Here is a 19,244-nt window from a genome sequence, read left to right as displayed (position 1 = left end):
TTCATTTTTCTAAAATCTTACGCATGGTCTGGAGCTTGGCCTCAGTCTCTTGCCATTCCATTTCCTCGCTACTGTCTTTCAGCAAACCGCCTCCTGCATAGAGATGGTAAAGACCACCTTCTATATTCATACAGCGCAGAGACACATAAAGATGGGTTTCCTCTGTCCCCAGCATTCCCATGAAACCACTATAGTATCGGCGCGAGGCATACTCGTTATGGATGATAAAGTGGTGGGCCGCGCGCTTAGGCAGTCCACAGACAGCAGGCGTAGGATGCAAAGCATGTAAGAGATCGCCTATATGTCCGTTATCGGATAACGAGAACGTGAAGTCGCTACGAAGATGGACCAGATTAGCGGCACGAACTGTACAGGGTCCTTCCTCATGAAAGTCACTGGTAAACTGTTCGAGACACTCTGTGATATATGTAGCCACAATCCGCTGTTCCTGAATATTCTTCGTGCTCCACGTAATCGTCTCACCTTCACCCGAAAGTTGCTCGCCTTCGAGCTGCATGGTACCGGCAAGGGCGATGGTACGCCAATGGTTGCCCACACCTTCGAGCAATATCTCTGGTGTAGCCGTAAGCCAACAGCCACTCTTCTCAGTCCATACGAGCGCAATGAACATGCGAGGGTATCGCATGCAGGCACGACGGAAGAGTTCCAGAGGCGGAAGAGGCCTGTCAACCTCGACATCAGTACAACGGGCCAAGACGATCTTCTGGAAAAAGCCAAGGCTCAGTTGGGAATGGAAGTTGGCAAAATCGATGGCATAGGTGCCGCGCGAACCAGAGACATTGGTACAGACAGATGAGCCCTCAAAAGAGGGCATATCAGGAATATGCATCACGTCATCCACAGCCATGGTCTCTGTATAATCAGGATGAATAAGGAGAATGGGCTGCGAGGGGGTCACCTCAAAAGGAGCCACGACAAAACCTGAACGTCCATTGAGTTCCTGGCACGATCTGAGTTCTTCAGGCGTGCCTTTCACCTGACGGACACATGTCACCTCAGAAGCATGAGGCAGACGGAATATAGCCAGTCCTGTCATTCTTTCTTCTGTTTAATGATATAGTTGGTGACGCGTACATTCGAGATCAGGTCACCAGCGGTATCTTTGATATCTACATTCCACACATGCAGTGTTTTTCCTTTATGAAGCATACGTGCGAAAGCCGTAACAGTATCTCCTTCGGCCACAGCCTTGACATGACTTCCACTGACCTCGATACCCACACAGGCACAACCTGGACAAAGGGCTGATGAACCGACACCTGCCACATTCTCAGCCAGGGCCAGCGAGGCTCCTCCACTAAGAAAGCCGAAGGGCTGACGATTTCGCTCATCAACCCTCATGCGTGCCATACAAGTATCTTTCTCTGGCGTGGAGATGAACTCCATCCCGAGCGCAGTACTCAAATTCGGCTTCTCTTTAATAATAAAGTTTATTCTTTCTACGTCCACTAATTCTCAATATTACTGATTCCTAACTACTTAAAAAGCGAGTATTCCGGTACGCTCCAAGCAAGGGCACTGGCACCGAGCACATCGCGTTCACGATCGTCGAGCTTCGACAGCAATATCTTTACCTTACCTTTCAGATTACCGAACACATGGTCTTCAAACGACTCGTAGGTAGGGTTAAGCAACCACTTACCGGCATGCGATATGCCACCCGTGAGGATGATAGCCTCAGGATCGACTATCGAGGCATAATTAGCAAGGCCGATACCCAGGTAGTAACCCGTTCGGCGGTAGGTCTCTATAGCCAGTTCGTCGCCCTTCTCGCAGAATTCACAAATGATACGTGGGGTGAGACGTGCCGCATCGCGCATCAGCGAGGGCTTATCCGACTCTTCCATAATCTCACGTGCCGTACGCACGATACCGGCAGCACCCACATATGCTTCGAGACACCCCTCATGACCGCAGCCACACTCACGGCCACGATCAGCAATACAGGTATGTCCGAACTCACCTGCATAACCCAGATGACCTCTGTGGTCATTGCCTTCAGAGAAGAAACAACTGCCGATACCTACGCCAAGGCTTATAACGACAAAGTTCGACATGCCGTGAGCACTACCGAAAGTATGTTCACCAAGGGCTGAGATATGAGCATCGTTTGCGAGTCCTACAGCCAAGCCTATTCTATCGCGAAGCATAACTGCCAAAGGAACGATACCTTTCCAAGGCAGATTGGCAGCATTCTCTATACAGCCGGAAACAGAGCTGGCGCTCGGACAGCTGACACCGATAGAACGGATGGTCTCGTAGCCGCCATTGTTCTCAACGAGCATCACGAGCTTGTCGCTAAGTGCTGTCACGAAGTTGTTGACATCAGGATAGTCTTCTGTCGAGAACGACTCTTCCGCCAATACGTTACCACGAATATCGACGATGGCATAAGTCGTTAGCTCATTACTGATATCAACTCCGACAACTCTGGTTTTAAGATTATATTCCTCCATAAAGTTTTGTTTGTATTGTTTTTATTTGAATAATGAATATTCCTTCACATCCCACGCCAAGGCACTGGCACCCAGTACATCGCGCTCACCCTCCTTCAATATCGACACGAGGATACGTGTCTTGTTTTTGATGTTACGGAACACATGTCTTTCAAACGAAGCGCGCATGGGCTTGAGCAGCCATTTGCCTGCCTGTACCATGTCACCCGTAAGGATGATAGCCTCGGGATTCAGCACCGAGGCATAGTTCGCGAGACCTAAGCCCAGCATATCACCTGTAAAGCGATAAGCCTCAATAGCCACCTTGTCCCCCTTGTCGCAGCACTGAGCGATAGACAGGACATTCATATCCGGCAATTCACTTAGCAGCGAGGGTTCCTTGCTCTCGGCGAGAAGCTCTTCAGCCGTTCTCACCAGTCCTGCCTTAGAGCAATAAGTCTCCAGACAACCTTTGTTGCCACAGCCACACTGACGACCATTCAGGACCACACAGGTATGTCCCACCTCGCCAGCGAAACCATCACAGCCCAGATGAGGCTGACCATTGGAATAGAAGCAACTGCCAAGACCGCCATGACTGAGAGATACGATTACGAAGTCTTTCATGCCGTGAGCACTGCCATACGACTTCTCGCTCAAAGCTGTGATATGCGCATCGTTGGCCACAGCGACTGCCAGTCCCAACCTGTCGCGCAACATGGCTCCCAAGGGGATAACGCCCTTCCATGGCAGATTGGCTGCATTTTCTATACAATTGGAAATCGCGCTGGCACTGGGCGCACTGACACCCACGGAGCGGACAGTCTCAATGCCACCGTTCTCCTCGACAAGCATGATAATCTTCTCACACAGCACTGTCGCGAAGTCATTGATGTCACCATAATCTCTCGTATCGAAATAATCTTGTGCTACGATATCCCCCCTGATGTCAACTACGGCAAAGGTTGTTCTCTCAAGGCGGATATCTACGCCCACAACGCGGGTCTTGATTTTGTCTACGGTATCTACCAGTGGGTTATTATCCATGTTGATTGTTTTTTAGAATATTTGCTGTCTATGACTCTTTCTGCTAACGGTTTTACGTTGCAAATATAATTTTTTTTTCCAAACCATACAAATCTTTGAGTTATTTTTTGCAAATATTTACCCTATCCTTGCTTTTTTCGGGATAAATTCGTAACTTTGCAGCCACAAAAGTAAGATATTCGAATATTTGAGATGAACATTCTAGAGTTAAGTGAACAAGAAATCGGCAGGCGCCAGAGCCTGCAGGAGCTGCGCAACATGGGTATTAACCCCTATCCTGCAGCAGAGTTTCCCGTAAATGCATGGAGCACAGATATTATTGAGAACTTCGAGGACCTGCCCGTCATTGGAAAAGACGAGGAAGGCAACGATGTGCGTGAGACGGCCACACCAGAGAACAGCCGTTTAGTGAGCATTGCCGGACGAATCATGAGCAAGAGCGTCATGGGCAAGGCCGCCTTCGCTAAGTTGCAGGACTCCAAAGGCCGTATTCAGGTGTACGTACAGCGTGACTCCATCTGTCCCAGCGAAAACAAAGACCTCTATAACATTGTCTTCAAGAAGCTCCTCGACCTGGGCGACTTCATTGGCGTGAAAGGTTATGTGTTCCGCACAAAGACAGGCGAGATCAGCGTTCACGTGATGGAGCTGACCGTGTTGAGCAAGAGCTTGAAGCCACTACCTGTGGTAAAGACCGATGCCGACGGTAAGGTATATGATGCATTCGACGATCCCGAGCTGCGCTATCGCCAGCGCTACGTCGACCTGGTGGTGAACGCGGGTGTGAAAGACACCTTCCTCAAGCGTGCCACCATCATCCGCACCATGCGCCGCATTCTCGACGATGCTGGCTATACAGAGGTTGACACCCCTATCCTGCAGAACATCGCCGGTGGTGCATCTGCCCGTCCGTTCATTACCCATTTCAACGCTCTGAATCAGGATATGTACATGCGTATTGCCACAGAGCTCTACCTGAAGCGCCTTATCGTGGGTGGCTTTGAGGGTGTGTATGAGATGGGTAAGAACTTCCGCAACGAGGGTATGGACAAGACCCACAACCCCGAGTTCACCTGCATGGAGCTTTATGTAAGCTATAAGGACCTGCTGTGGGGTATGACCTTCACAGAGAAGATGCTGGAGGAAATCTGCACAGCCGTAAACGGCAAGCCCGAGGTTGAGATCGACGGAAAGGTCATCTCGTTCCGCGCGCCTTTCCGCCGTCTGCCTATCCTCGATGCTATCAAGGAGAAGACCGGTTTCGACTGCGACGGCAAGAGCGAAGACGAGATTCGTGCGTTCTGCCTCTCTAAGGGTATGGATGTAGATGAGACCATGGGTAAGGGTAAACTGATCGACGAGCTCTTTGGCGAGTTCTGTGAGGGAACCTTCATCCAGCCGACCTTCATTACCGACTATCCCGTTGAGATGAGTCCTCTTACCAAGATGCACCGCTCTAAGCCCGGACTTACTGAGCGTTTCGAGCTGATGGTTAACGGTAAGGAGCTTGCCAACGCCTATTCTGAGCTCAACGATCCTATCGATCAGGAGGAGCGTTTCATCGAGCAGATGAAGCTCGCTGACAAGGGCGACGACGAGGCCATGATTATCGATCACGACTTCCTGCGCGCATTACAATATGGTATGCCTCCTACATTTGGTATCGGTATCGGTATCGATCGTCTGGTGATGCTGCTCACTGGTAAGTTTGCCATTGGCGAGGTGATGCTGTTCCCCCAGATGAAGCCCGAGAAGAAGATGCCACAGAGCAGTCCCGCCGAATGGGCAGAGATTGGTGTCACAGAAGAGTGGGTACCCGTACTCCGCAAGGCTGGTTTCAACCTGATCTCAAACATCAAGGACGAGAAGCCTCAGGGCCTGCAGCAGAAGATTGGCGACATTGTCAAGAAGTACAAGCTCGACATGCAGAAGCCCTCTGTCGACGAAGTCCGGCATTGGATAGAGAAAGCCAACGTATAAAGATTTGGCACGGATTCTCCTATAATAAGAGCCGTGTTCATCCGTGCCTGAAATATATTGCTTATGTACGATTGTGGTAAGATAGCGATTATTGGTGGAGGCAGCTGGGCAACAGCCATAGCCAAGATTGTGGTAGGACACACCCACCACATTGGCTGGTATATGCGCCGTGACGACCGCATCGAGGATTTCCGTCGTCTGGGACATAACCCCGCCTATCTGACAAGCGTTCATTTTAACACCGACGAGATTCACTTCGACAGCGACCTGAATCGTATCGTTTCCCAGTACGACACGCTTGTGTTCGTAACACCTTCGCCCTACCTGAAGAGCCATCTGAAGAAACTCAAGTCGCGCATCCGCGATAAATTTATCCTCACGGCCATCAAGGGCATTGTGCCAGATGAGAACCTCGTATGTTCGGAGTACTTCCATCAGGTCTACGACGTACCTTACGAGAATCTGGCCTGCATCGGCGGCCCTTCGCATGCCGAGGAGGTGGCACTTGAACGTTTATCCTACCTTACCGTAGGTTGTGCCGACCGCGACAAGGCCCAGGCCTTCTGCGATGTACTCTCAAGCGAGTATATCAAGACAAAGACCTCTTCCGACGTGGTGGGCATCGAGTACGCCTCTGTCCTGAAGAACGTCTATGCCATCGCCGCGGGCATCTGTAGCGGTTTGAAATATGGCGACAATTTCCAGGCGGTACTCATGGCCAACGCCGTCCAGGAGATGAACCGTTTCCTGACAGCGGTCTACCCCCAGGAGCGTAACATCTACGACAGTGTATATCTGGGCGACCTGCTGGTAACAGGTTATTCCAATTTCTCACGCAACCGCACGTTCGGTACGATGATTGGTAAGGGCTACAGCGTGAAGTCGGCACAGATAGAGATGGAGATGATTGCCGAAGGTTATTTCGGCACCAAGTGTATGAAGGAGATCAACCGTCACTGTCATGTCAACATGCCGATTCTCGATGCCGTATATAATATCCTATATGAGCGTATTGCTCCACAGATTGAGATAAAACTCCTAACAGATTCATTTAGATAAAGTATAACAAAACAACGATTATGAGCAACATCAAATTAGACATCACCAAGGCTGCCTGCTTCCTTGAGGCTGGCGCAGTAGAGGCTTTCGAGCCCAAAGTAAAGGCCGCCCGGCAGTCACTCGAGGACGGCACTTGTCCTGGTAACGATTTCCTTGGCTGGCTCCATCTGCCGTCAAGCATCACACCTCAGTTCCTCGACGAGCTGCAGGCATGCGCCGACGTACTTCGCCAGAACTGTGAGGTTGTGGTTGTAGCAGGTATCGGTGGTTCTTATCTTGGCGCACGTGCCGTGATCGAGGCTCTGGGCAATTCTTTTGCCTGGCTCGTTCAGGATAAGGCCAATCCTACCATCATGTTCGCAGGCAACAACATCGGCGAGGACTACCTTGCTGAGCTGACCGACTACCTGAAGGACAAGAAGTTTGGTGTTATCAATATCTCCAAGAGTGGTACAACCACCGAGACCGCCCTCACCTTCCGCCTGCTGAAGAAGCAGTGCGAGGCCCAGCGCGGCAAGGAAGAGGCGCGGAAAGTGATTGTAGCCATCACCGACGCCAAACGCGGCGCTGCCCGCACTTGTGCCGACAAGGAGGGTTACAAGAGCTTCATCATTCCCGACAACGTAGGTGGCCGTTTCTCTGTGCTCACCCCGGTAGGACTGCTTCCTATCGCCTGCGCAGGTTTCGACATCCGCGAGCTCGTTGCCGGTGCTCAGGACATGGAGAAGGCCTGTGGCAAGGACGTACCTTTCGCAGAGAACCCCGCAGCCCAGTATGCTGCCGTCCGCAACGGTCTCTACCAGAGTGGCAAGAAGATTGAGATCCTGGTCAATTACCAGCCTAAGCTCCACTTCATGAGCGAATGGTGGAAGCAGCTCTACGGCGAGTCTGAGGGTAAGGATAACAAGGGCATCTTCCCTGCCTCTGTCGACTTCACCACCGACCTCCACTCTATGGGTCAGTGGATCCAGGACGGCGAGCGCACCATCTTTGAGACTGTTGTCAGTGTCGAGGAGCCCGAGAAGAAGCTGCTCTTCCCCAACGACGAGGAGAACCTCGACGGTCTGAACTTCCTCGCAGGCAAGCGCGTCGACGAGGTGAACAAGATGGCCGAACTGGGCACACGTCTGGCCCACGTCGACGGCGGTGTTCCTAACATCCGCATCACCATGCCGCGCCTCAACGAGCGCTACCTCGGCCAGCTCATCTACTTCTTCGAGATTGCCTGTGGCATCAGCGGCAATGTGCTGGGTGTGAATCCGTTCAACCAGCCTGGTGTTGAAGCTTATAAGAAGAATATGTTTGCCCTCCTCGAGAAGCCTGGCTACGAAGCCGATTCCAAGGCCATCAAGGAGCGTCTGGCAAACGAGAAGTAAGCATGTACACGCTTGCGATTAGAAAATATCTGGAGGAACACGGTTTTGAGGCCCTAAGCCCCAAAGCCGTGCTCTTTGATATGGATGGTGTGCTCTACGACTCCATGCCCAATCACGCCATTGCCTGGCAGGAGTCGATGGCACGTTTCCACATCCACATGACGTCCGAAGACGCCTATGCCACAGAAGGCGCCCGCGGTGTCGACACCATCCGCATGATGGTCCGCCTGCAGCAGCATCGTGAGATCGACGAGGCAGAGGCTCAGCGCATGTACGATGTGAAGTCCGAGACTTTCCATTCCCTTCCCGAAGCCCCCATCATGCCGGGCATCCTCAGTCTGATGGCTCAGATCGACGCCTGTGGCATCCAGTGCGGCGTGGTGACAGGCAGTGGTCAGCGACCGCTCATCCAGCGCATCCTGCGCGACTTCGGCCGGTATGTCGACGAGGCTCATATCACCACAGCCTACGACGTCAGCCGTGGCAAGCCCGATCCCGACCCCTATCTTGTCGGTCTTGAGAAGGCTGGCGGTCTCAAGCCATGGGAGGCCATCGTCGTCGAGAATGCGCCTCTTGGCGTCCGTGCCGGCGTGGCAGCCCGCATCTTCACTGTTGGTGTAAACACCGGACCCCTGCCCAACGAGCAATTGCTGCAGGCAGGAGCCCATCTTCTTTTTCCAAGCATGACTGAATTCAGCGATGCCTGGAAAGGTTTCTCGTTTTAGTCGTCGTTGTCTTCCTCCTCGTTGCCGAAGGTATCGAGATCAGAATCCCGTCTGATGCCCACCTCACCGGTAGAGCTGAGCGTCACCACCAGCGGGATATACTCATCCGTCTGCGGATGACACACACTGGCGGCAAACACCAGATGGCCGCCATCCACCTTGTCGAACACGAATCCCTCTACGATACCCGTCTTGCGGTAGTCGTTGTCCAGACAGTTCTCGAAGGCAGCCTTGGTAAAACCACCCTGGTAGAACACGCTGCCGTCGCTGCGCAGCACACGCAGTGAGATGCGGTTGTCAACGAACTTCTGTCCGTCCTCATCCTTCACCATCTGCAGGCTGTCGTCGGCCGTTCTCAGTATCTCCACCTGGTAGTTCTTGCCGAGCCACTGTATATCCTTGGTCTGTTTGTAGTCCTGCATACGTACGGGCCCCTTAGGCGCCTTCACCTCCGCCTTGGGCACGATGATGTCCTCTGTCTTTTTCTTCTCGCTGCAGCCAGCCGTCACAAGCCCCGCCAGCGCCACGAATATCAATGCTTTATAATTTCCCATCATACAATATATTTGTGGCAAAGGTATACATTTATTTCCATCCGTGCAAGCAAAGTGGCAAAAAAGTGTGCGCCCTTCTACCAAAATAATAGGCTGATGATGCTTATGTTTCGAATTATTTTACTACCTTTGCACACATAATTCATACAGATATATCACTTATGGCAAAGAAGAGACTTCATAACCCCAATTTTAAAGGGGTCGAATTCGACCCCCTTTTGGCTGAAGCTGGTAGCAACTCGTTTACGATGAGTCCTACAAGATGGGTAGAACTAACATCAGCCATAGGAATTAAAATAGAACGGGATTACCTGGCAACCTGACTTCTTCGCGACAAACTAGAAAAACTACAATATTAATATAACTATGCAACACAAAGAAAAAAGAGATTTGCTCGCAATCCTAAGCCGTCTGTTTGAAAGACTGCCACAGACAGGCGGCGAGAGTAATGGCAGTCATATCAACGTCACCATCGTTGAATCCGGGGCACAGTACGTGCAACACATCGATACTCAGATCTTCGGAGACTCTAAGCCGCTGGAGACTGTGGAACTGCCATCACCGCAGGAAGTACCACCACCCACGACTTCTGCTGAAGAGCGCATACGCAACAGCATCGCAAGACTGATGGAAGAAGAATACAACAACGAGAAACTGTTCAACCTGCAAAGCCACTGGCAGGCGGTTTACCGTATTCTTGTGGACAAAGGGTTTTGCAAGGACTCGAATTTCGATGCCTTCGATGCGTTCATCCGTAACGTCATGCCAGAACACGTGAACAAACCTTACACAAAAGCCTCGGTGAAGCAAATAAGTCAGACAGATTTCTCCAGACCTTTCAAGGACTGGTCGTTTGATACGCAGACATCGAAAACCCGGAAACCATACGACAGGATGAGAACGATAGCCCTGCGGTTTATCGAGATCCTGGAGAAGAACAGCCTGTAAAAGTGATCAAGAGTTGCCATTGGCAACTCTTGATTAACGGAAATCCTTTACTCATGTCTTTACCCAACCCGCGATTCTTAACCCAATCCTTAACCCGGCGGTTAAAAGCATCACTATACGGATAAAAATCCGTATCTTCGCACCATCATAAAAACTTTAACTATTATGGCAAAGAAAGAGAACAAGTCTCGCCCGGACAAGAAGGACGCTTCGCATGCGAAGAACTGGCGCGAGACAACGGCATCGGTGGAGGATATCCAGCACTATCTGAACGACCACGTGATGCTGAGGTACAACATCATCACACGGCGCGTGGAGTGCCATCTGCTCGAGCGCAGCCCGTGGGAGTCGTACGACGGCAGCGAGGAGAGCGCCATGCAGCTGCTGATGTCCATGACCGAGGAGAGGGGCGACCCGCGAGGACCGACGCCGATACTGTGGCGACCCATCACCGACCGCATCGTGAACTCGCTGTGGAAAGACCTGGCGCGCGAGAAGACGGTACGCATCCAGGACATCTACCACGTGCTGGAGTCGGACTTCGTGCCCGAGTACCACCCCTTCCGATACTACCTGGAGCGACTGCCGCCGTGGGACGGCAACAACCATATCCTCTCGATGTCGGCCAGCGTCATGGTGAAGGGCGGCGTCGACGAGCAGCTGCGCTTCTACGAGTACCTCAGGAAATGGCTCGTAGGGATGGTGGCGGGATGGATAGACGACACGGTGGTGAACAACGTCATCCTCGTGCTGATAGGCGAGCAGGGCTCTTACAAGACCACGTGGTTCAACTACCTGCTGCCGCCCGAGCTGAAACACTACTTCTACACCAAGACCAATTCGGGGCGCATGGGGCGCGACGACCTGCTGACGCTGGCACAGTACGCTCTCGTGTGCTGCGAGGAGCTCGACACCATGCGGCCCTCGGAACTCAACCAGCTGAAGGCCGCCGTCACCATGCCGTCGATCGACGAGCGGGCCGCCTACGCCCACTTCCACGAGCACAGACCCCATATCGCCTCGTTCTGCGGTACGGGCAATAACGTGCAGTTCCTCAGCGACGCCACGGGCAACCGCCGCTGGCTGCCCTTCGAGGTGGAGAGCATCACCTCGCCCCGAGACAGCCCCTTCGACTACCCTGCCATCTACGCCGAGGCCTACGCCCTCTACCGCCAGGGCTTCCGCTACTGGTTCTCACAGCAGGAGATCAGGGCGCTGGGCTATCATAACGAGACTTTCGAAGCGCCACAGATGGAGCGCGAGCTGATCAGTAAGTTCTTCCGTCCGCCGAAAGACCATGAGCCCGCCGAGTTCTACAGCGCCACCGAGATCTTCCAGACCATCAGCGGTAACCTGACTCAGAAGCTCAATGCCAACAAGATGGGACGCGTGATGACGGATCTGGGCTTCAAACGCGTGCGTTCACACGGAGAGCGCGGCTATCTCGTCGTGGCCTACAGCGCCGAGGAGATCAAAGCCCGCAAGCATATCCTGGCCTATGACGCAAGGCATACGGACGAGGCGTCCGATGACGCTTCTGACGAAAATGACATAACATCCTGAAGAAGTCTCGCGTACCGCGCACACGGTACGCGAGAAGTATGTAAACCAACACGTCAGATGCGTCAAACCGTCAAGAGCATAAAGGCTCCATTCACCATGTTTCACACCGTGAAACCAACCGAATCCAACGTTTATTCCCTATGAAATCAATGACAAGACAACAACTGGCCCAGTGCGCGGGCATCTCTGCCAAGACTCTCAAGAACTGGATGAAGCCCTTCGAACAGGAGCTCATGGCCATGGGCATGCCGCAAGGCAAGGGACTGCTTCCCCCTAATGTCGTGCGCTGGCTCGCGGAGAAATACTGCATCGACATCGAAGGATGAATCGGAAAAAATGGTCCTCAATGGCCGACAATCACCCAGAATCGCCCGGAAACGGAAAACACCACTTGAGGATGGCGTAACTTTGCATTGTCAATGAAACGCATTGACGGGGGCAAGGCCCTCAGGTTTCTAAACTTCTTAAATCATTAAAACAACATGCCTGTATTCATCAAAGTAACGAAAAACAACAACCCGCTCAGCGCGGCCTATGGTAAGCACTACGGTCGCGTGTCGAGCACCAGCACCATGACCTACAGTGAGCTGTGTAAGCACATGTCGGAACACAACTCGGTGTATGGCGAGGATGTCTGTCTGGGCGTGGCCACGAAACTCCAGAAGTGTATCCTCGAGCAGCTGCTGGAGGGCAAGAAGGTACAGTTCGGCGAACTGGGCACGTTCTATCTCTCAGTGAGCAGCGACGGCACCGCCACCGAGGAGGACTTCAACCTCGGTCAGGACATCAAGGGACTGTTCCTGTGTTTCGCGCCCAGTCGCACCGACGTGAACAACCTCTCGTCGAAGATGCTGAAGAAAAAGGCTTCATTCATGCTGGCGAAGGAACTGGTTGAATCAAAGTCGAAGAAAAAGACTTCTGATTCTCCTGAGTCTTCAGGAGACTAAAAGGGTTTTTGCAGGGTGGAACCCTGCCATCATCCCGCCTCTTGTTCATTTTCTTTCGTCACCGAAAGAAAACGGAACCAAAAGAAAGGTGCGAAAACGTCCTGGCTCAGAGGCCGGCTGTCCGATTTTCCAAATCACTCAATGAACTCGCTTCGCTCAAACAGCATTTCGTATTTCGTTGCTCAGATTGCTCCGCAATCAGAGACTCAATAACGATTCAGAAAATCTTACATCCTCTAAAGACCTCTTCGTGCGGAATGTTTTCGAGTGAGCATTGCGAGCGAGAAAACATGGAGCGCGAAGTGCGGTTACAGCTCTGCTGCTTGGCTTGTCCAAGAATGTTTTCGAAGAAACATGAAGCACGAGTGCGGCGCTCGGCTTTGCCGCTTGCTACCGAAGGGACGCAAGACTCGGCTATGCCGCTTCGCTTGCGAAGAATGTTTTCGAAGAAACATGTAGCACGAAGTGCGGTTACAGCTCTGCCGCTTGGCTTGTCGAAACATCCATGGCGACGACGAGCGTTTAGCGTAGTCGGCTAAACCACGCCAGACCTTTGATGGTCTGAGCGTACCTTAATGAAAGAACGACAGGAGGAGCGGTTAAGTCCTTTTCCAACGATTGGAAAAGGGTTTGGAAAAAGGTTCGAAGCCCCTTCTTATGAAGAAGGGGTTGGGGATGATGGAAAACTGCAGGGTTTTACCCTGCATAAAAAGAAGAATGTTTAATTTTAAAATTTCAGCTTTATGATGAAATTGAAAAAAATGCAGATTGGGAAGATCCTGAAATTCATCGGATCGATGATTGCCCTGGTGATAACAACCTTTTTCGCACAGTCGTGCATCAAATGATGAGAACCATCACTCTGATTGTGATTCACTGCTCGGCAGTGAGACCTGACCAGACTTCTTCGGCCGCTCAGATCGACACATGGCACCGCCAGCGGGGTTTCCACCTCGGCATCGGCTACCACTACGTGGTCCGTCGTAACGGACAGGTTGAGCCCGGTCGTCCGGAATACATGGTGGGTGCACACTGCCAGAACCACAACAGCCACTCCATCGGCGTGTGCTACGAGGGCGGACTCGACGCCAGAGGTCAGCCCGCCGACACCCGCACGGAGGAGCAGAAAGTAGCACTGCGCAGGTTGCTTAAAGACCTGCGCGGGCGCTACCCCCGGGCGCTCATCGTGGGGCATCACGACCTGAACCCGCAAAAGGCCTGTCCGTGTATCAGGAACGTGGTTCAGGAATATGCCTCTACGTCGGCGGAGAACTGAACGGGCTGGAGGTAGAGGGTGCCGTTGAGCTGAGTCTCGGCGGCACTCATGTCTGCCGACGAACAGCTATAGGAAAGGGTCTCAGAAAACTCGGTGTAACCCTTATAGAGCTGATCGTCCTTGACTCTTACCGTACAGGTGACAAAGGCCTGCACACTGAAACGGTTCTTAAAACGGATATCAAGGGGAGCGGTCAGGATGTCGTTCGTCTGGGTAGAGAGACCTGAAGGGAGGCTACTCCATCGACGAGCGCTCTGGGGCTCTGCCACCTCAGGAGCGACGACGGGCATGAGTTCCTCGACGGTATCGTCGCTCACCACCCTTAGGAGAACGCTCTTCACCGTCACCTTGACCGCCGCGGGGTCGACAGGTATTGTGGGAACGGTACTCTGGATGTTACACCCTACTCGTACGCGACACGTCAGATAGCCTGCGGCATCTGCCTGTCGTGAAGTCTGCTGCCCGCCGTTTTGCGTAGCCACCGTGTACGTCTCTGTTCTCTCTAAGATGTCGCTCCCGTCTGTGGAGCAACTGACGATTGTCAAGGTCATGGCTGCAGCCGCAACCATAGTCTTTATCAGACTATCAGATTTCATCATGGTTATGTTTATTGGTTTATGAATCTTAATCGACTGCAAAGGTAATATAAAAAAGCCTTCTTACCAAAACTTTAATTAATATTTTGACGGGGTTTCGGAGAATTGTTGTAAATTTGCACCGTCATTATATTTTGACGATGAAAAGAATACTCAAGTGGATCGGGATTGCGGTGATGACGCCCGTCCTGCTGTTTATCATACTCGCCGTGTTGCTTTACCTGCCACCCGTTCAGAACTGGGCGGTGAAGAAAGTGGCTGCCATCGCCTCGGAGAAGACGGGCATGGAGATCACGATAGAGCATGTTAACCTGGAGTTCCCGCTTGACTTAGGTATCGAGGGCCTCCGCGCCCTGCATACGCGTCCGGCTTTGCCGTCCGGCTCGTCAGGCAGCGACTCTCTTCCTGACGTAAAAGACACGATTGCCGACATCAGAAAGCTGGTGGTCGACGTGAAGCTGCGCCCCCTGTTCCGCCATCAGGTGATCATCGATGAGCTGTCACTGCAACAGGCCAAGATCAACACCAACGGCTTCATCAGCGACCTGCGCATCAAAGGTGAGATGCAGGAGCTCTGGCTGAGTTCGAAGGGTATCGACCTGAAAAAGGAGACGGCCATGGTGAACGGTGCGAGGATGAGAGACGGATGGCTGGACATCAACCTGACAGACACGGCTGCCGTAGACACCACCGCCTCGACAGCCCAATGGGTGATCAGGGCCGACAGTATCTCGCTGAGTAATACCAGACTCACCATCAACATGCCCGACGACTCTCTCCACATGGCCACCCACTTCGGTGAGGCCGTGGCAAGGGACGTGAGCATCGACATCGCACAGAAGACCTATCAGGTGGGCGATATCGACTGGCAAAACGGTTCTATTACCTATAATAACAGTTGGGCACAGAAGATTACCCGTCTGAAAGGCGGCGTGAAGATCGACTCTACCAGCGTAAGCCTGCCCAACCTGATTCTGAAAACGCCCGACTCTGACATTGAGGGAGAGCTGGCGATGGACTTCAACGCCTTCGACGAGCAGCACCCCGGACTGATGAAGATGCGACTGAACGCACAGGTTGGCAAGCAAGACCTGCTTCAATTCCTGGGTGAGATGCCTCGGAAGTTCACGGAGCGCTTTCCCGACCGCCCGCTGAGCATCAAGGGTTCTATCAACGGCAACATGAAGCAGATGGAGTTCACCGGACTGAACATCTGTCTGCCCACAGCCCTGCAACTGACAGCCGACGGCAGTGCAGAGAACATTGCCGACCCGAAGAACCTCAAAGCCGACATCAGACTCAAGGCTAAGGCCGAAGACCTGAACTTCGTCACGGCCCTCGTCGACCCGAAACTACAGAGAAACTACCGCATACCCTATGGACTGACGCTCGACGGCAGCATCAAGGCCGACGGTACGACATACGGTGCCGACCTGACCATGCGCGACGGTAACGGCACCGTCAGACTGAAAGGCGATGCCGCCATCCCACGCAATGCCAAGGGCGACATGCTTCCTAACGGCATGACCTATGATGCCGACATCAAGGTGAACGGGCTGAACCTGCACCACTTCATGCCAAAAGACTCTATCTACACCATCACTGCCGATGTCAAGGCCAAGGGATACGGCACCGACTTCCTCTCGGGCAAGAGCCGACTGACTGCCCGTGCCAGACTCCATCAGCTGCGCTACGGCAGCTGGAACCTCAGGAACATGAGTGCCACCGCCAATCTGCATAACGGGCGCGGACAGGCGGAGCTGACAGGCGACAACGAGCTGTTCTGCGGTACGATAGGCATCGACGCGCTGCTGAACAGCAAGAAGATCGAGGCCACCATCAGCGCCGACCTGGCAAGAGCCGACCTGTACAGGATGCGAATCATGGACAAGCCGCTGACCATCGGTCTCTGCGGCGACATGGACATCAGCTCGGACATGAGACTGACCCACCATGTGAGCGGTCTCTTTACCGATCTGTATTTCCAGGATGACAAGGACACCTATCACCCCGAGAAGGTGGGACTGCTCATCAACACACGGCCCGACACGACTTACGTCAGAGCACAGAGCGGCGACCTGATCGTGAAGCTCGACGCCAGCGGCGACTATGAGCGGCTGCTGCGACAACTGACGACCCTCGGCGACTCGGCCATGGCGCAGTTTGAGAACAAGGTGATCGACCAGCCTGCCATCAAACGGCTGCTACCCACCATGAGACTGCACCTGGAGAGCAAGCGCGACAATCCCGTGGCCAACCTGCTGAAGAGCAGTTGGAACATCGACTTCAAGGAGCTGCTGCTCGACGTGGACACCTCGCCGCTCACAGGTATCAACGGAACCAGTCACCTCTATTCGCTCAACTACGACAGCACACGCATAGACACCATACGGCTGAACCTGACACAGAAGGGCGACCGGCTGAGCTATCAGGGACAGATACGCAACAACAAGCGGAACCCGCAGTTCGTGTTCAACGCCCTCGTCGACGGTCATATACATGAACACGGCGCCTTGGCAGGGGTGCGCTATTACGACGACAAGGACAAGCTGGGCGTGAGACTGGGGGCTACGGCAGAGATGGAGAACGGCGGCATACGCTTTAAGCTCATGCCCGACCGTCCGACGCTGGGATATAAGGAGTTCAACCTGAACAAGGACAATTACATATTTCTAGGAAACGACAAGAAGATACAGGCCAAGGTCGACCTGATATCCGACGACAGGACGGGTATCAAGCTCTATACCGAGAACCAGGACTCAACCATGCTACAGGACCTGACGCTGAGCATCCACCAGCTCGACCTGGGCGAAGTGACTTCGGTCATCCCCTACCTGCCCCGCATCACCGGACTGCTGGACGGCGACTATCATATCCTCCTGGACCAGCAGGAGCGCATCTCCGTGGCATCAGACATGGCAGTGAGACAGATGACATACGAGGGCTCGCCCATCGGCAATATCAGCACCGAACTGGTTTATCTGATAAAAGAAGGCGACAGTGAGCACCCGTCGGCCGACATCCATGCCGTAGAAGCCCGACTGATGCTCGACGACGAAGAGTTCGGCCTGTTCAGCGGCACCTACCAGAGCGAGGGCGATGGGTATATCGACGCCCGACTCGACATGACACGCTTCCCGCTGTCGCTGGCCAACGGTTTCATTCCCGACCAGATCATCGGTTTTGAGGGCTACGCCGAAGGAAGCCTCAACATCAGAGGCTCGCTCTCGAATAACGACATCGACGGCGAAATATATGTGGACTCGGCTTATCTGGTGAGTATCCCCTACGGCGTGAAGATGCGCATGGACAACGACCCGATACGTATCACTGACTCGAAACTGCTGATCGAGAACTTCGGACTCTATGCCTACAACGACGAGCCGCTGAACCTGATGGGCGAGGTTGACTTCAGTCATCCCGACCACATCACCACCGACCTGAGAATGAGGGCACGCAACCTGTTGCTGATCAATGCCCGACAGGAGCCCAAATCGATAGCCTGGGGCAAGGCCTTCGTCAACTTCATGGCGCGTATGCAGGGCCCGCTCGAGGAACTGAAGATGAGAGGACGACTCGATGTGCTCGGCTCGACGGACCTGACCTATCTGCTACTCGACTCGCCCCTTTCGCAGGACAACAGACTCGACGAGCTGGTGAAGTTTACCGACTTCAACGACTCCACACAAACCGTCGTCAACCGTCCTACCCCATCGGGACTGGATATCGACATGAACATCAACGTGGCACATGGCGCCCATATCATCTGTAACCTGAACATCGACCAGACCAACTACGTGGACCTGACGGGTGGCGGCGACCTGCGCATGAGATATAATACCGAAGGCATCAACCTCACCGGTCGCTACACGCTGGCCAGCGGTGAGATGAAATACTCGCTGCCCGTGATTCCGCTGAAGACCTTCACCGTGAAGGACGGCAGCTATGTTGAGTTTACCGGCGACCCCATGAACCCGAAGCTGAACATTACGGCGACAGAACACACGAAGGCTACCGTGAACGACGAGACGGGAGCCACCAGAAGCGTGGCCTTCGACTGCGGCGTTGAGATTACCAAGACGCTCAACGACATGGGACTGCAGTTCATCATCTCGGCACCTGAGGATAACCTCATCAACAGCGAGCTGAGCGCCATGTCGGTAGAGGAACGGGGCAAGATTGCCGTGGCCATGCTTACCACGGGCATGTATCTGAACGGCGGCACATCGGGCAACTTCTCGATGAACTCGGCCCTGAGTGCCTTCCTGCAGAGCGAGATCAACAGTATAGCGGGCTCGGCCCTGAAGACCATCGACATCAGCTTCGGCGTGGAGAACTCCGTGACAAGCTCGGGACAGGAGACTACCGACTATTCGTTCCAGTTCTCCAAGCGATTCCTCGACAACCGTCTGAAGATACAGATCGGCGGTCTGCTGGCCACGGGCAGCAATGAGCAGACGGGACAGAAACAGTCGTTCTTCGACAACGTGATGATGGAATACCGTCTGAACCAGGAAGGAACACAGAACCTGAAACTGTTCTACAAGCAGAACGTATACGACTGGCTTGAAGGCTACACCAGCGAATACGGCGCAGGTTTCGTATGGCGCAGGAAACTCGACAGTCTCCGCGACCTCTTCCGCCCGAAGAAGCAGACGCCCCTACCGATCCCTATGCGACAAACAACGACTGACAGTGTAAAGGTGGAAAAGTAAAA

17 protein-coding genes are annotated in these 19,244 nt (G+C 53.3%); 11 read left to right on the top strand and 6 right to left on the bottom strand.

The features are described from left to right. Position 1 precedes the first annotated feature (1 nt). Genes BMX82_RS08290 through BMX82_RS08275 form a run of 4 tightly spaced genes read right to left on the bottom strand, consistent with a single transcriptional unit; the run spans position 2 to position 3,503 of the window. Positions 2–1,057 carry an isochorismate synthase gene (locus tag BMX82_RS08290; RefSeq protein ID WP_091767787.1) on the bottom strand — a complete coding sequence of 352 codons (1,056 nt, stop codon included), beginning with the start codon at positions 1,055–1,057 and terminating at the stop codon, positions 2–4. Next, the gene (locus BMX82_RS08285; RefSeq protein WP_036910430.1) at positions 1,054–1,470 is read right to left on the bottom strand and encodes a PaaI family thioesterase; all 417 of its coding nucleotides are present in this window, start codon (positions 1,468–1,470) and stop codon (positions 1,054–1,056) included. The genes BMX82_RS08290 and BMX82_RS08285 overlap by 4 nt, the downstream gene beginning before the upstream one ends. 26 nt (positions 1,471–1,496) lie before the next feature. Continuing rightward, positions 1,497–2,477 carry an ROK family protein gene (locus BMX82_RS08280; RefSeq protein WP_036910429.1) on the bottom strand — a complete coding sequence of 327 codons (981 nt, stop codon included), beginning with the start codon at positions 2,475–2,477 and terminating at the stop codon, positions 1,497–1,499. Between the two features lie 21 nt (positions 2,478–2,498). After that, a complete protein-coding gene (locus tag BMX82_RS08275) occupies positions 2,499–3,503 on the bottom strand; it encodes an ROK family protein (RefSeq protein WP_051949680.1) in 1,005 nt (334 codons plus the stop codon). Positions 3,504–3,695: 192 nt separating this feature from the next. Here BMX82_RS08275 and lysS point away from each other — a divergent pair, with 192 nt between their 5' ends. From lysS to BMX82_RS08255, 4 genes are all read left to right on the top strand, one after another. Continuing rightward, on the top strand, positions 3,696–5,483 hold the full coding sequence (lysS, locus tag BMX82_RS08270; RefSeq protein ID WP_091767784.1) for a lysine--tRNA ligase: 1,788 nt from the start codon (positions 3,696–3,698) through the stop codon (positions 5,481–5,483). Between the two features lie 63 nt (positions 5,484–5,546). Then, a complete protein-coding gene (locus BMX82_RS08265) occupies positions 5,547–6,542 on the top strand; it encodes an NAD(P)H-dependent glycerol-3-phosphate dehydrogenase (protein WP_036910425.1) in 996 nt (331 codons plus the stop codon). A gap of 20 nt (positions 6,543–6,562) precedes the next feature. Continuing rightward, positions 6,563–7,918, top strand: coding sequence for a glucose-6-phosphate isomerase (locus BMX82_RS08260; RefSeq protein WP_091767781.1), 1,356 nt, complete (start codon positions 6,563–6,565; stop codon positions 7,916–7,918). Positions 7,919–7,920: 2 nt separating this feature from the next. Further along, positions 7,921–8,643: an HAD family hydrolase gene (locus tag BMX82_RS08255; RefSeq protein ID WP_091767777.1), complete on the top strand. Its 723-nt coding sequence runs from the start codon at positions 7,921–7,923 to the stop codon at positions 8,641–8,643. On the opposite strand, the gene BMX82_RS08250 is transcribed toward BMX82_RS08255, so the two are convergent. Beyond that, positions 8,640–9,200 carry a DUF4738 domain-containing protein gene (locus tag BMX82_RS08250; RefSeq protein ID WP_091767774.1) on the bottom strand — a complete coding sequence of 187 codons (561 nt, stop codon included), beginning with the start codon at positions 9,198–9,200 and terminating at the stop codon, positions 8,640–8,642. The two genes, BMX82_RS08255 and BMX82_RS08250, sit on opposite strands and share 4 nt — an antisense overlap. Positions 9,201–9,587: 387 nt before the next feature. Between BMX82_RS08250 and BMX82_RS08245 the strand changes: the two genes are divergently transcribed. The 6 genes from BMX82_RS08245 (at position 9,588) to BMX82_RS08230 (ending at position 13,931) form a co-directional block, all read left to right on the top strand. Continuing rightward, positions 9,588–10,145, top strand: a complete 558-nt coding sequence (locus BMX82_RS08245) for a hypothetical protein (RefSeq protein ID WP_143058347.1) — start codon at positions 9,588–9,590, stop codon at positions 10,143–10,145. Positions 10,146–10,310: 165 nt separating this feature from the next. Next, positions 10,311–11,708 (top strand): VapE domain-containing protein, encoded by a 1,398-nt coding sequence (locus BMX82_RS08240; RefSeq protein WP_091767768.1) that lies wholly within the window; start codon positions 10,311–10,313, stop codon positions 11,706–11,708. 149 nt (positions 11,709–11,857) lie between these two features. Beyond that, complete coding sequence (locus BMX82_RS12995) at positions 11,858–12,034, top strand: hypothetical protein (protein ID WP_177172057.1); 177 nt, start codon at positions 11,858–11,860, stop codon at positions 12,032–12,034. Positions 12,035–12,190: 156 nt separating this feature from the next. Continuing rightward, positions 12,191–12,655 (top strand): HU family DNA-binding protein, encoded by a 465-nt coding sequence (locus BMX82_RS08235; RefSeq protein WP_091767766.1) that lies wholly within the window; start codon positions 12,191–12,193, stop codon positions 12,653–12,655. A 575-nt stretch (positions 12,656–13,230) separates the two neighbouring features. Next, positions 13,231–13,380, top strand: a complete 150-nt coding sequence (locus BMX82_RS12990) for a hypothetical protein (protein ID WP_177172056.1) — start codon at positions 13,231–13,233, stop codon at positions 13,378–13,380. A 122-nt stretch (positions 13,381–13,502) separates the two neighbouring features. Beyond that, the gene (locus tag BMX82_RS08230) at positions 13,503–13,931 is read left to right on the top strand and encodes an N-acetylmuramoyl-L-alanine amidase (protein WP_091768576.1); all 429 of its coding nucleotides are present in this window, start codon (positions 13,503–13,505) and stop codon (positions 13,929–13,931) included. On the opposite strand, the gene BMX82_RS08225 is transcribed toward BMX82_RS08230, so the two are convergent. Then, a complete protein-coding gene (locus tag BMX82_RS08225; protein WP_177172055.1) occupies positions 13,898–14,527 on the bottom strand; it encodes a hypothetical protein in 630 nt (209 codons plus the stop codon). The genes BMX82_RS08230 and BMX82_RS08225 overlap by 34 nt on opposite strands. 140 nt (positions 14,528–14,667) lie before the next feature. Between BMX82_RS08225 and BMX82_RS08220 the strand changes: the two genes are divergently transcribed. Next, the gene (locus BMX82_RS08220) at positions 14,668–19,242 is read left to right on the top strand and encodes a translocation/assembly module TamB domain-containing protein (protein WP_091767761.1); all 4,575 of its coding nucleotides are present in this window, start codon (positions 14,668–14,670) and stop codon (positions 19,240–19,242) included. The last annotated feature ends 2 nt before the right edge of the window (positions 19,243–19,244 follow it).

Origin of the sequence: Prevotella sp. khp7, from assembly GCF_900109055.1 — a bacterium.
Classification (GTDB): Bacteria; Bacteroidota; Bacteroidia; order Bacteroidales; family Bacteroidaceae; genus Prevotella.
This window is presented reverse-complemented; position numbering and strand designations above follow the sequence as displayed.